A 12,452-nucleotide genomic window follows, 5' to 3' on the forward strand; every position below is an offset into this window, starting at 1 on the left:
CACAGCACACCTCGGGAGCGGCCCCCACAGCCCCGCCCTGTACGTTCTCGTCCGTGCCTGCCGTAAAAAAGACCGCCATGTTGGTCGCTTCCGCCGCATTGCTGACCCTGTCGACCGCGGCGCCCGCGCTGGCGGACGGAAAGCCGGGAGACGACAAGGACCAGCCGAAGCCGCCCGCCAAGATGTCCACCGTGGGTGGTGAGCTGCTCGGCGAGCCGGGCACCCAGGTGAAGCTCAAGCCGGGCGCCCCGGTGCTGCCCAAGGACCTGACGGGGCGTTCCTGGATCGTCTCGGACGCCGAGTCCGGTGAGGTGCTTGCCGCGCACAACGCACACTGGCGGCTGCCTCCGGCGAGCACCCTCAAGATGCTCTTCGCGGACACGGTCCTGCCGAAGTTCCCCAAGTCGCAGAAGCACAAGGTCGCGCTCTCCGACCTGGAGGGCATCGGCTCGGGCAGCAGCATGGTCGGCATCAAGGAGAACGAGACGTACTCCGTCCACGACCTGTGGCTGGGCGTCTTCCTGCGGTCCGGCAACGACGCGGTGCACGTGCTGTCCGCGATGAACGACGGCATCCCGCAGACCGTCAAGGACATGCAGAAGCACGCCGAGGAGTTGCAGGCCCTCGACACGCACGTGGTCTCCCCGGACGGTTACGACGCCAAGGGGCAGGTCTCCTCTGCGTACGACCTGTCGCTGTTCGCGCGCTCCGGACTTCAGAAGAAGGACTTCCGCGAGTACTGCTCGACGGCCACGGCCCAGTTCCCCGGCGAGACGAAGAAGATCAAGAAGGGCAAGGACAAGGGCAGGACGAAGCGTGAGTCCTTCGGCATCCAGAACACCAACAAGCTGCTGACCGGTGCCCCCGGAGTCGAGCCCTACAAGGGCATCGCGGGCGTCAAGAACGGCTACACGTCGAACGCGGGCAACACCTTCACCGGTGTCGCCGAGCGCGACGGCAAGGTGCTCCTCGTCACCGTCATGAACCCCTCCTCCGGAGAGGCCCACGCGGTCTACAACGAAACGGCGCGCCTCTTCGACTGGGGCTTCCAGGCCGTGGGCAAGGTCGACCCGGTGGGTGAGCTCGTCGCTCCGAGGGGCGCCGCCACGGGTGGCGCAGGCAAGGGCGCCCCGGGCAGCGGCGGCGAGGGTGCCGTCGAGAAGGCGGCGCACTCCTCCGAGAGCGGGTCGAGCGGGATGGGCATCGCGCTCGGCATCGCCGGTGGTGTGCTCGCGGTGCTCGCCGCGGGTGCCTTCGTGCTCAGGCGCCGGATGCCGCTGCCGGGGCAGGCGGGCCGGCGGGCGTCTCAGGACTGACGCAGGGGTTCGGTCGTGGAGGCAGCTTCTACGGAGGCTGCCTCTTCGTCGTTCTCGCCCGCTGTACGTGCCGCTTTCCGCGTCGCCGTCCAGGCGGCGCAGAACAGCAGCAGCTTGGCGGTGAAGTTGATCCACAGGAGGAGTGCGACGGGCACTCCGAAGGCGCCGTACATGTTCTTCGCGGCGACGCCCTTCATGTAGCCGCCGAGCAGCAGCTTGAGCAGTTCGAAGCCGGCCGCGCCGATCAGTCCGGCGGTGACGAGCTCGCGCCGGTGCGGCTGCACGCCGGGCAGCAGCGTCAGGACGTAGAGCAGCAGCAGGAAGTCCGCGAGGACGGCGATGGCGAACGCGACGACCTGGAGCAGCACGGTGCCCCAGCCCTTCTCGTCGATGCCGAGGAGGTCGGCGGCCCAGCCGACGGCGGTCGAGGCGAGCCCGGACGCGGCGAACGACGCGAGGCCGACACCCCCGAGCCCGATGAGCACTCCGGCGTCCTTGGCCTTGCGCAGGACGGGGTTCTCCTCCTCGTCCGGCAGCTCCCAGACGGCCCGCAGGCACTCCCTGATCGAGCCGACCCAGCCGATGCCGGTGAAGAGCAGCAGGGCGCCCGCGACGAGGCCGACGGTGCCCGCGTTGGCGACGAGCCCGTCCAAATTCAGCTGGTCGGAAATGCCGGGGACCTGTTCGGAGAGCTTGTCCTCCAGCGTGTTCTGCTGCTTCTTCGACAGTGTGGCCGCGGCGATCGCGGCGGCGACGGTGAGCAGGGGGAAGAGCGCCAGGAAGCTGATGAACGTCATGGCGGCGGCGAGGCGCGTCCAGTGCACGTGGTCGAGCCGGTCGTACGCCTGCCACGCGTGCGTGCGCATGCCCTTCTCGACGAGGGGCCCGATGCCGGGGAGTTTCTTCAGCCAGTCCATGACGCCTCCGTGCCTGTGGTTCTGCCTGTTGTCCTGCCCGGTGAGCGGAAGACCAAGGTCCGGGTACCCCAGAACCGCAGGACAGTGGCGAGTGCCATCCCGATTCCGGCGCCCGAGACGGTGTCCGCCCGCTGCGAGGTGAGACCGAGGCCGTAGTGGGAGACGGCGATGCACAGCAGCTGGACGAGGGCGCCCGCGATGTTGACGGCGAAGAACACCCCGTACTGGCGCAGCCGCGAGACCCCCGCGGTCCTGCTCCGGTAGGTGCCGAGCGCGTTGCCGGCGTACGCGACCGAGCAGCCCGCCACGAAGGAGAGGGCTTTGGCGGTCAGCGGGTCGAGGCCCACGGGTCCGCGCAGCCAGACGAACAGGCCGAGGTCGGCGGCGTACGCGCAGAGCCCGACGGCGGCGAAGCCGAGCAGTTCGGGTCCGAGCGCCCGCAGCCGTCCGCGCGGGGAGTGGGCTGCCGCGCGCGAGGAGTGTGCTTTTGCGCGTAGGGAATTCAAACTCACCAGTCCGCGACCGCGAGCCCGTACATCGCCAGCCACACCAGGCCGATCACGGCGAGCGCCCGGTCCCGCAGGACGACGTCCTCGGGTTCGCCCGCCGTGCCCCGGTCGGCGAAGACGGCGTAGCGCAGGATCGCGAGGATGAAGGCCGCCATGGACAGCTGGCGCCAGGGCAGCAGGCTGCCGTTGGCGGTGCCGCCCTCCTCCATGGCCCACAGGCAGTAGGCGAGAACGGCGACGCCCGCGGCCAGTTGCCAGACGAAGCGCAGGTAGCCGGTGGTGTATTCGGTGAGCAACGCGCGTGTGGCGCCCAGTTTCGCCGAGCTCGCCGACATCTGGACGGCTTCGGAGTAGCGCTTGGCGGAGACCATGAAGAGCGCGCCGAAGCCGGTGGTGATCAGGAACCAGCGCGAGAGCGGGATCTCCAGTGCGAGGCCGCCGATCATGGCGCGCATCAGGAAGCCGGTCGTGACGATCGTGAGGTCGACGACGAGGACGTGCTTGAGGCTGACGCAGTAGGCGAGTTGCATGCCGACGTACGCGGCCAGGAGCGCCGCTGTGAGCGGCGTGCACAGGACGGCGGCGGCCACGGGTGCCAGGACGGCCAGGAGCCCTCCCACGGCGTAGGCGACGGGCACCGGGACCTGCCCGGCGGCGACCGGCCTGCGGCACTTGGTGGGGTGCGCGCGGTCGGCGTCCGCGTCGCGCGCGTCGTTGATCAGGTAGACGGCGGAGGCGGCCGCCGTGAACAGGGCGAAGACGGTGGCGACTTGGATGAGGGCGTGCCGCGAGAAGAGCTCGCCGGCGGCCGCGGGAGCCGCGACGACCAGGACGTTCTTCACCCACTGCCGGGGGCGCGCGGTCTTCAGCAGGCCGAGCGGCAGGCCGATGGTGGTCGGGCGCTGGACCGGGCGGGGCCGCTCGAGGACGGTGGAGATACGTTCAGGCATCGCTGCCTCCGTTCATCCAGGCGGCGCCCACGCGCGCGGTGAGCGCGCCGAGCGCCGCGCCCGCGGCGACGTCCGAGGGGTAGTGGACGCCGACGACCAGCCGGGAGACGCACATCGCGGCGGCCAGGGGCGGTACGAGGCGGGCGCCGACGGGGCGCAGGGCGCCGTACGCGACGGTGGCCGCGGCGGCCGACGTGGCGTGCGAGCTGGGGAAGGAGTGCCGGCCCGCGGTGCGCACGAGGGGCTCGACGCCGTGGTGGCCACCGGGGCGCGGGCGGCGGACGAGCCGCTTGACGCCCATGCTGGCCAGGTGTGCGGTGGCGGTGAGCGCCGTGCCGCGCAACCACGCGCCGCGGCGCTCCCGGTCGACGGCGGCGCCCGCGAGGCCGGCCGCGATCCAGAGCGCGCCGTGCTCGCCGGCGCGCGACAGGGCGCGGGCGGCGGCCGCCACGCGCGGGTCGGTGCCGCAGTCGTGGAGGGCCGCCAGCAACCGGTGGTCCATGTCGTGCATGTCGCCTCTATTTCGAAGACGTTCGAGAGCCGGGCATCTCAACTCTTATAAACAACATGCTCATAATCGGGTCAATGTAGGATGACACTCCCTCAATCACCCATTTCGGTGAGGACCGGGACTGTTGGAACGAACCGTTCGCATACCGGCGATACGGTCACCTTCATGCCTGCCGACTCACCCGCCGATTCCCCCGCCCGCGCCTCGGTCCCCACGGCGCCCGACGTCTCCGTCTCCGGCTGGGGCCGCACCGCGCCGACCACCGCCCGGCTGGTGCGCCCCCGCACCATGGAGGAGGCGGCGGCCGCGGTGCGCGACTGCGGGGAGCGCGGCGGCATCGCCCGCGGCCTGGGCCGGGCCTACGGGGACGCCGCGCAGAACGCGGGCGGCGCCGTCTTCGACATGACGGGCCTCGACCGGGTGCGCCTCATCGACACCACGGGGACGTCGAGCACCGGCGCCCCGGTGGCCACGGTCGTCTGCGACGCGGGCGTCTCACTGCACCACCTGATGGAAGTCCTGCTCCCCCTCGGCTGGTTCGTGCCGGTGACCCCGGGGACCCGCTACGTGACGGTGGGCGGGGCGATCGGCGCCGACATCCACGGCAAGAACCACCACGTCTCGGGCTCCTTCTCCCGGCACGTCCTGTCGATGGACCTGCTGACCGCCGACGGCACGGTCCGCACGGTCGAACCCGGCAGCGCGCTGTTCGACGCGACGGCCGGCGGCATGGGCCTCACCGGCGTGATCCTGTCGGCGACCGTGCAATTCCTGCCGGTGGAGACGTCCTTGATGACGGTCGACACGGAACGCGCCACGGACCTCGACGACTTGATGGCCCGCCTGACCGCCACCGACCACCGCTACCGCTACTCGGTCGCCTGGATCGACCTCCTCGCGCGCGGCGCCTCCATGGGCCGCTCGGTCCTCACCCGCGGCGACCACGCCCCCCTGGAGGCCCTGCCGGAGCGGGCACGCGCGCGTAGAGCCCCTCTCGCGTTCCGTCCGGGCCGGCTGCCCGCCGCCCCTTCCTTCCTGCCGGAGGGGCTCCTCGGCAAGGCCTCGGTGGGGCTCTTCAACGAACTCTGGTACCGCAAGGCGCCCCGCTCCCGCACCGGCGAGCTCCAGAAGATCTCCACCTTCTTCCACCCCTTGGACGGCGTCCCGCACTGGAACCGCGTCTACGGCCGCGGCGGCTTCGTGCAGTACCAGTTCGTCGTCGGCTACGGCAAGGAGGAGGCCCTGCGCCGGATCGTGCAGCGCATCTCGGAGCGCGGCTGTCCGTCCTTCCTCGCCGTACTGAAGCGCTTCGGAGAGGGCGATCCCGGCTGGCTCTCCTTCCCGATGCCCGGCTGGACCCTCGCCCTGGACATCCCGGCGAACCTCCCCGGGCTCGGCGCCTTCCTCGACGAGCTCGACGAGGAGGTGGCCGCCGCCGACGGGCGCATCTACCTCGCCAAGGACTCACGCCTGCGGCCCGAGATGCTCGCCGCGATGTACCCCCGGCTCGACGACTTCCGCGCCCTGCGGGCCGAGCTCGACCCGCGTGGGGTGTTCCGCTCGGACCTCTCCCGCCGCCTCGCCCTCTGAGCTCTCCGAGCCCTCTGAGCCCCTCTGTGCCCCTTAGGAGACCGGTACTCATGAAAGACGCCTTCGGCACCCCCCAGTCCCTGCTCGTCCTCGGCGGCACCTCCGAGATCGGCCTCGCCACCGCGCGGCGCCTCGTCGCCCGCCGCACCCGCACGGTGTGGCTGGCCGGGCGCCCCTCCCCGGACCTGGAGAAGGCCGCGGCCGGCCTGCGCGACATGGGCGCGGACGTGCGGACCGTCGCCTTCGACGCGCTCGACCCCGAGTCCCACGAAACGACCCTCGGCAAGGTCTTCACCGAGGGCGACATCGACATGGTGCTACTCGCCTTCGGCATCCTCGGCGACCAGGCACGCGACGAGGACGAGCCCGTCGCGGCGGTACGCGTCGCCCAGACGAACTACACGGGCGCGGTCTCCGCGGGGCTGGTCTGCGCGCGGGCGCTCCAGTCCCAGGGGCACGGCTCCCTGGTGGTGCTCTCCTCGGTGGCGGGCGAGCGCGCCCGCCGGTCGAACTTCATCTACGGCTCCAGCAAGGCCGGGCTCGACGCGTTCGCCCAGGGTCTGGGCGACGCGCTGCACGGCACCGGCGTGCACGTGATGGTCGTCCGCCCCGGCTTCGTCCGCTCCAAGATGACCGCGGGCCTGGAGGAGGCGCCCATGGCGACCACCCCCGATGCGGTGGCGGAGGCCATCGAACACGGCCTGCGGCGGCGCTCGGAGACGGTGTGGGTGCCCGGGGCGCTGCGGCTGGTCATGTCGGCCCTGCGGCACGCGCCGCGGCCCGTGTTCCGGCGACTGCCCCTCTAGGAGCTCTTCGGCGGTTCGTACGTGGCGATGGTGGGCAGGGTCTGCGGGTTGCCCCACTGCGTCACGTAGACCTTGCCCACGCCGACGAACTTCCTCGTGCCCGGCACCGGCACGATCGGGTCGAGCCAGAGCTGCTGCTTGGCACCGGACTTGATCTCACCCTTGGCGGGCAGGCGCGGCCAGGACAGCTTGGTGCACCTTCCCTCCGGAGTGCGGTACCTGCGTACTCCGAAGAGGAGCCCTCCGTCCTTCCCGTGCGCGGCGACACTCCTGGAGAGGCACGGGTCCTGGCCGGCGCCCTTCTGCTCGTGCCAGCGGGAGCCGTCCCAACGCAGCAGGATGTGCTCGATGGCCGGCTCCTCCTCGCCCTCTCCGTGGTTGAAGTCGTGCGAGCCGTAGGCCCACGCTTCTTTGGGAGAGACCGCCTCCACGCCGTCGAGGGAGGCGCCCGGCTCGGGCGGCACGGGCTCGGGGAAGCGGTACTCGGGCGTCCGCGTGAGCGTCCAGGTCCTGCCGTCCCAGCGCATCGCCGCGGGCTGATTGAGTTCGCCGCCCTCGCCGCCCACTCCCGGACCGCTCGTGCGGAAGCCGACCGCCCACAGGTCGTCCCCCGACGTGCCGTCGAGCGCGTTCGCGACGGCGGGCAGCGCGTGACTGGTCCAGCGGCTGCCGTCCCAGTGCTGTGCCTGCTTCTCGCCGAGCAGCACCCACACGTCGTCGGGGCCGAACACCTTGGTCTCGCTGAGCATGCCGCTCCCCGGCGGCCGTGGCACGCGCCGCCAGCGGGTGCCGTCCCAACGGGCCGCGCCCACCGCGAAGTCGTCACCCGCGCCGAACAGCCACACGTTGTCCGGGCCCGACGAGTCGAGCCGCGGATGGAAGATGTTCCCGTCGAGCTCGGCCGGTGGCTTCCGCCGCCGCCACTCGCCGCCTTCGTAGTGCAGCAGGTACTGGCCCTCGGGGTCGCTCATGTCGCCGTTGCGCGACTCCCAGCCCGCCGCCCAGATGTCGTCCTCGGAGGCCGCGGTGACGGTGGTCACTTCGCCCCTGGTGGTCTTGTCGACGTAGGCGAGCTTCCAGGCGTCGCTCTTGGCGCCGCCGGTCCGGGCAGGCTCCCTGTCATCGCCGGCACAGCCCGCCGCGGCGAGAGCCAGCACGGTCAGGATCACGGCGGTCCTCTTCATGACTTCTCCTGGCGCTTCAGGGTGACGATGACGGCTTTGGACGGGGCGAAACCGCTCTGGAGGACGTCCACCGTGCCGAAGCCCAGCACCTCGTCCGAGCCGGGCACCGTGATGATCCGCTTCAGCCAGAGCTGCTGCTGCGCCTCGGGGCGTACGCCTCCGCCCTCGGGCAGCCTCGGTTTCCTGATCCTGGTGCAGGCGCCGCCGGTGGTCAGGTGCCGGTTGCCGTTCATGAAGAAGCCGCGGTCGCCGTCCCGTGCCACGGGTTTCCGGTACGCGCACGCTCCGGGGAAGGGCTTCGCGTCCTTCCAGCGGGAGCCGTCCCAGCTCAACTCGACGTCCTCCGCCGCCGGGTCGCGGACCTCCTCGCCGTCGTACCCGCGGTAGGAGTGCCTTCCGTAGGCACGCACGTACGTCCTGGACGCGGCGTCGACCCCGGTGAACTCGGCGAACGGCTCGGGCGGCACCGGGTCGGGGAAGCGGTACGTCGGCGTCCTGGTGAGCGACCACTTCTCGCCGTCGAAGTGCATCGCGGCGAGCTGCCCGACCTCGCCGCCCGGCCCGCCGACACCCCGCCCCGCCGTGCGCGAGCCGACCGCCCATACGTCGTCCCGCGCCGACCCGGCGAGGGCGGCGACCCTCTCCGCGGGCATCGGCGTCGCCCTCCACCGGTTGCCGTCCCAGTGCGTGACCTCGCCGTCGCCCCGGAGCACCCACACGTCATCCGCGGTGATGACCTCGATGTCCTCGATCGGCCCGGCGGGGGCGTCCTTCACGGGGCCCCAGCGAGTGCCGTCCCAGAGCGCGTATCGCGGCCTCTTCGGCTCCGGCCCGCCGCCTGCCACGGTGTGCAGCCGGATCCCCGCCGACCCGAGGTACTCCAGCCGGGAGAGGTGGGGAGCGCCGTCGACCGGCATCGGCTCCCGCGTCCACTTCTCGCCGTCGAAGTGCAGCAGATGGCCCTTCGCGGACCGCCCGTCGGTGTGGGCGCCGTCACTCCCGAGAGCCCATATGTCGTCCGGAGCCATGGCTGCCCCGTCGATCAGCTCGCCGGGTTCGTCGTCGATGCGCTCGTACGTCCAGGAGAGCCCGGCCGCACGGGGCGCGGACGGCCGCGTGTCAGCGGCCCCTTCGGACTCCTGTGCCCCACAGCCGGCCGCCACGAAGGCGAGCACGGCGACTGCTGCCGCTGCGTTGCGCATGATCCCCCAGCACGGTCGGCCGGGGCACCCCGGTCAGCGAGCGGGCAGCGTACCCCGCGCCGACGGGGCCGAGGCCTGAGGGGGCACTACGGGGCCGCCGAAGACGAAGTCGCGCAGCTTGCGCCAGACACCGTCGGAACCCTGCTCGTACAGGGCGAAGCCGGTGCACGGCCACTCGGCCTCGTACTCCGAGAGCTCCTCGTACGCCCGGTCCATGGCCTCTTCGGAGATGCCGTGCGCCACCGTGACATGCGGGTGGTACGGGAACTGTAGTTCGCGTGCCATCGGCCCTGACGCGTCCCGGACCCGCTCCTGGAGCCAGGAGCAGGCCGAGGCGCCCGACACCACCTGCACGAAGACGACGGGCGACAGCGGACGGAAGGTGCCCGTCCCCGAAAGGCGCATCGGGAAGGGGCGGCCCGCCGCCGCGACCGAGAGCAGATGCGCCTCGACCGCGGGCAGCGCCGACGCGTCCACCTCGGTGGGCGGCAGCAGGGTCACATGGGTGGGGATGCCGTGCGCCGCGGGGTCCCCGAAGCCCGCGCGCCGCTCCTGGAGCAGGCTGCCGTGAGGCTCCGGGACCGCGATCGAAACACCGATCGTTACGGTCCCCACGTCGTACTCCTGTCGTCGTGTCCATGGGCAGGGGACGCCGCCCGGTGGGCAGCGCGGTGCAAACTGTGGTGCTCGGTCGTCCGGTGACTCAGTGCTTGGCGGGCAGGAAGCCCACCTTGTCGTACGCCTGCGCGAGGGTCTCGGCGGCGACGGCGCGAGCCTTCTCCGCGCCCTTGGCCAGGATCGAGTCGAGCGTCTCCGGGTCGTCCAGGTACTGCTGGGTGCGGTCCCGGAAGGGGGTCACGAACTCGACCATGACCTCGGCGAGGTCGGTCTTCAGCGCACCGTAGCCCTTGCCGGCGTACTTCTGCTCCAGTTCGGCGATACCGGTGCCGGTGAGCGTGGAGTAGATGCTGAGGAGGTTGCTGACGCCCGGCTTCTCCGCCACGTCGTAGCGGATCACCGTGTCGGTGTCGGTGACGGCGCTCTTGACCTTCTTGGCGGTGGCCTTCGGCTCGTCCAGGAGGTTGATCAGGCCCTTCGGCGTGGACGCCGACTTGCTCATCTTGATCGACGGGTCCTGGAGGTCGTAGATCTTCGCCGTCTCCTTGAGGATGTACGCCGACGGCACGGTGAACGTCTGACCGAAGCGGCCGTTGAAACGCTCCGCGAGGTCACGGGTGAGCTCGATGTGCTGGCGCTGGTCCTCGCCGACCGGGACCTCGTTGGCCTGGTACAGCAGGATGTCCGCGACCTGGAGGACCGGGTACGTGAAGAGGCCGACGGACGCGCGGTCGGCGCCCTGCTTGGCGGACTTGTCCTTGAACTGCGTCATGCGGGAGGCCTCGCCGAAGCCGGTGAGGCAGTTCATCACCCAGGCGAGCTGGGCGTGCTCGGGGACGTGGCTCTGGACGAAGAGCGTGCAGCGCTCCGGGTCGAGGCCCGCGGCGAGGAGCTGGGCGGCGGCGAGCCGGGTGTTGGCGCGCAGCTCGGCGGGGTCCTGCGGGATCGTGATCGCGTGCAGGTCCACCACCATGTAGAAGGCGTCGTGGGACTCCTGGAGCGCCACCCACTGGCGGACCGCGCCGAGGTAATTGCCGAGGTGGAACGAGCCGGCGGTGGGCTGGATTCCGGAGAGCACACGAGGTCGTTCAGAGGCCATGGCGCCCATTCTCTCAGGTGACTCTCATAGCTCGGAAACAGGTGTGTGACGGGTGGGGTCCGATCGGCCCCGGCCGATGCGGCAAAGGAGTTACCGAGGGCGACCAGGGGTGACCCTCTGTCATCGGCCGGGCCGGGTGGCTCAGGCGGTGGGCAGGCCCGGTGCCGGGTGGACGGACATGAGGTCGGCGACCTCGGACCTGATCTTCGTCAGGGCGTCCTCGTCACCGGAGCGCGCCGCGGCGACACCGCGGTCGATCCATTCGGCGACGGTCGTCATGTGCTCCGTGCCGAGCCCGCGCGAGGTGAGGGAGGGGGTGCCGATGCGGATGCCCGACGGGTCGAACGGCTTCCTGGGGTCGTACGGCACGGTGTTGTGGTTCACGACGATCCCGGCCCGGTCGAGGGCCTTCGCGGCGGTCTTGCCCGGGACGTCCTTGGCGGTGAGGTCCATCAGGATCAGGTGGTTGTCCGTGCCGCCGGAGACCAGGTCGAAGCCGCGGGCGAGGAGGGCCTCGGCGAGCGCCTTGGCGTTGTCGACGATCGCGTGGGCGTAGGCGCGGAAGGAGGGGCGGGACGCCTCGTGGAGGGCGACCGCGATGGCGGCGGTGGTCTGGTTGTGCGGGCCGCCCTGGAGGCCGGGGAAGACCGCCTTGTCGATGGCCTTGGCGTGCTCCTCGCGGGCCATCAGCATCGCGCCGCGCGGGCCGCGCAGGGTCTTGTGGGTGGTCGTGGAGATCACGTCGGCGTGCGGCACCGGCGAGGGGTGAGCGCCGCCCGCGATCAGACCGGCGATGTGCGCGATGTCGGCCACCAGGACGGAGCCCGCCTCGCGGGCGATCCCGGCGAAGGCGGCGAAGTCGATGGTGCGCGGGAGGGCGGTGCCACCGCAGAAGATCAGCTTGGGGCGCTCCTTGAGCGCGAGGTCGCGGACCTCGTCGAGGTCGACGAGGCCGGTGTCCTGGCGCACGCCGTACTGCACGCCGCGGAACCACTTGCCGGTGGCGGAGACGCCCCAGCCGTGCGTGAGGTGGCCGCCCATCGGCAGGGCCATGCCCATCACGGTGTCGCCGGGCTCGGCGAAGGCGAGGTAGACGGCGAGGTTGGCCGGGGAGCCGGAGTAGGGCTGGACGTTGGCGTGGTCGACGCCGAAGACGGCCTTGGCGCGGGCGACGGCCAGGCGTTCGACGGGGTCGATGTTCTGCTGGCCCTCGTAGTAGCGGCGGCCGGGGTAGCCCTCGCTGTACTTGTTCTGAAGGACGGTGCCGGAGGCCTCAAGGACCGCGGTGGAGACGTAGTTCTCGCTGGGGATCAGCCGCAGGGTGTCGGCCTGGAGCTGCTCCTCGGCGCCGATCAGCGCGGCGAGTTCGGGGTCCTCGGCGGCGAGGGCGGGGTGGTGCGAGGCGGAAGCGGAAGGGGGAGTCATGGCGTCCTCCGGGGCGAGCGGTCGGTGTCCGGTCGTGGTCCCGGGGTGCCCAGGCGGGCGGCACCTCGAAGGTTCTGCCTGGCACGGCTTCATCGGGGTCGGTTCCCCGTGCGCCAGTCACCGTGCTGTCAGGGCCAGCCTAGCGGGCACGCCGATCCGGCAGGTTTCTTCGTCCGCGATGCGAGCGACGATAGGAATTGGGCGCCACATCCGCCCCACGCCGCAAGACGAACGGAGACCCCGTGTCGAGTACGCCATCTCCCCGCACGTCATCGTCGTCATCGCCGTCGCCCTCGTCCCCCGCGTCGGCCGCCGGTTCCGGCCT

At 71.4% G+C, this 12,452-nt stretch carries 12 protein-coding genes and 1 riboswitch; of the genes, 3 read left to right on the forward strand and 9 right to left on the reverse strand.

Annotated elements, in window-relative coordinates:
- Positions 1–53 precede the first annotated feature (53 nt).
- On the forward strand, positions 54–1,316 hold the full coding sequence (locus ACZ4Z4_RS28550; protein ID WP_468333330.1) for a D-alanyl-D-alanine carboxypeptidase family protein: 1,263 nt from the start codon (positions 54–56) through the stop codon (positions 1,314–1,316).
- Here ACZ4Z4_RS28550 and ACZ4Z4_RS28555 read toward each other — a convergent pair.
- The 4 genes from ACZ4Z4_RS28555 to ACZ4Z4_RS28570 form a co-directional block, all read right to left on the reverse strand.
- A complete protein-coding gene (locus tag ACZ4Z4_RS28555) occupies positions 1,307–2,233 on the reverse strand; it encodes a YihY/virulence factor BrkB family protein (protein WP_468333333.1) in 927 nt (308 codons plus the stop codon). The two genes, ACZ4Z4_RS28550 and ACZ4Z4_RS28555, sit on opposite strands and share 10 nt — an antisense overlap.
- The gene (locus ACZ4Z4_RS28560; protein ID WP_468333513.1) at positions 2,221–2,676 is read right to left on the reverse strand and encodes a GtrA family protein; all 456 of its coding nucleotides are present in this window, start codon (positions 2,674–2,676) and stop codon (positions 2,221–2,223) included. Before ACZ4Z4_RS28560 ends, ACZ4Z4_RS28555 begins: the two co-directional genes overlap by 13 nt.
- Positions 2,677–2,741: 65 nt before the next feature.
- Complete coding sequence (locus ACZ4Z4_RS28565; protein ID WP_468333335.1) at positions 2,742–3,692, reverse strand: decaprenyl-phosphate phosphoribosyltransferase; 951 nt, start codon at positions 3,690–3,692, stop codon at positions 2,742–2,744.
- Positions 3,685–4,203, reverse strand: a complete 519-nt coding sequence (locus ACZ4Z4_RS28570; protein WP_468333338.1) for a phosphatase PAP2 family protein — start codon at positions 4,201–4,203, stop codon at positions 3,685–3,687. The genes ACZ4Z4_RS28565 and ACZ4Z4_RS28570 overlap by 8 nt, the downstream gene beginning before the upstream one ends.
- Positions 4,204–4,368: 165 nt before the next feature.
- Here ACZ4Z4_RS28570 and ACZ4Z4_RS28575 point away from each other — a divergent pair, with 165 nt between their 5' ends.
- The gene (locus ACZ4Z4_RS28575) at positions 4,369–5,793 is read left to right on the forward strand and encodes an FAD-binding oxidoreductase (protein WP_468333341.1); all 1,425 of its coding nucleotides are present in this window, start codon (positions 4,369–4,371) and stop codon (positions 5,791–5,793) included.
- 50 nt (positions 5,794–5,843) lie between these two features.
- The gene (locus ACZ4Z4_RS28580) at positions 5,844–6,599 is read left to right on the forward strand and encodes a decaprenylphospho-beta-D-erythro-pentofuranosid-2-ulose 2-reductase (protein WP_468333344.1); all 756 of its coding nucleotides are present in this window, start codon (positions 5,844–5,846) and stop codon (positions 6,597–6,599) included.
- Here the strand turns inward: ACZ4Z4_RS28580 and ACZ4Z4_RS28585 are convergent.
- The 5 genes from ACZ4Z4_RS28585 to ACZ4Z4_RS28605 form a co-directional block, all read right to left on the reverse strand.
- Positions 6,596–7,783, reverse strand: coding sequence for a hypothetical protein (locus ACZ4Z4_RS28585; protein ID WP_468333347.1), 1,188 nt, complete (start codon positions 7,781–7,783; stop codon positions 6,596–6,598). The genes ACZ4Z4_RS28580 and ACZ4Z4_RS28585 overlap by 4 nt on opposite strands.
- On the reverse strand, positions 7,780–8,985 hold the full coding sequence (locus ACZ4Z4_RS28590) for a hypothetical protein (protein WP_468333349.1): 1,206 nt from the start codon (positions 8,983–8,985) through the stop codon (positions 7,780–7,782). The genes ACZ4Z4_RS28585 and ACZ4Z4_RS28590 overlap by 4 nt, the downstream gene beginning before the upstream one ends.
- Positions 8,986–9,018: 33 nt before the next feature.
- Complete coding sequence (locus ACZ4Z4_RS28595) at positions 9,019–9,600, reverse strand: 2'-5' RNA ligase family protein (protein WP_468333352.1); 582 nt, start codon at positions 9,598–9,600, stop codon at positions 9,019–9,021.
- 88 nt (positions 9,601–9,688) lie between these two features.
- Complete coding sequence (trpS, locus tag ACZ4Z4_RS28600; protein ID WP_468333355.1) at positions 9,689–10,702, reverse strand: tryptophan--tRNA ligase; 1,014 nt, start codon at positions 10,700–10,702, stop codon at positions 9,689–9,691.
- 141 nt (positions 10,703–10,843) lie between these two features.
- Entirely contained in the window at positions 10,844–12,127 is a 1,284-nt protein-coding gene (locus ACZ4Z4_RS28605) for a serine hydroxymethyltransferase (RefSeq protein ID WP_468333358.1), read from the reverse strand.
- A gap of 40 nt (positions 12,128–12,167) precedes the next feature.
- A riboswitch (ZMP/ZTP riboswitch) is annotated at positions 12,168–12,258 on the reverse strand.
- Positions 12,259–12,452 lie beyond the last annotated feature (194 nt).

The organism is Streptomyces sp. NPDC030245 (assembly GCF_055572995.1).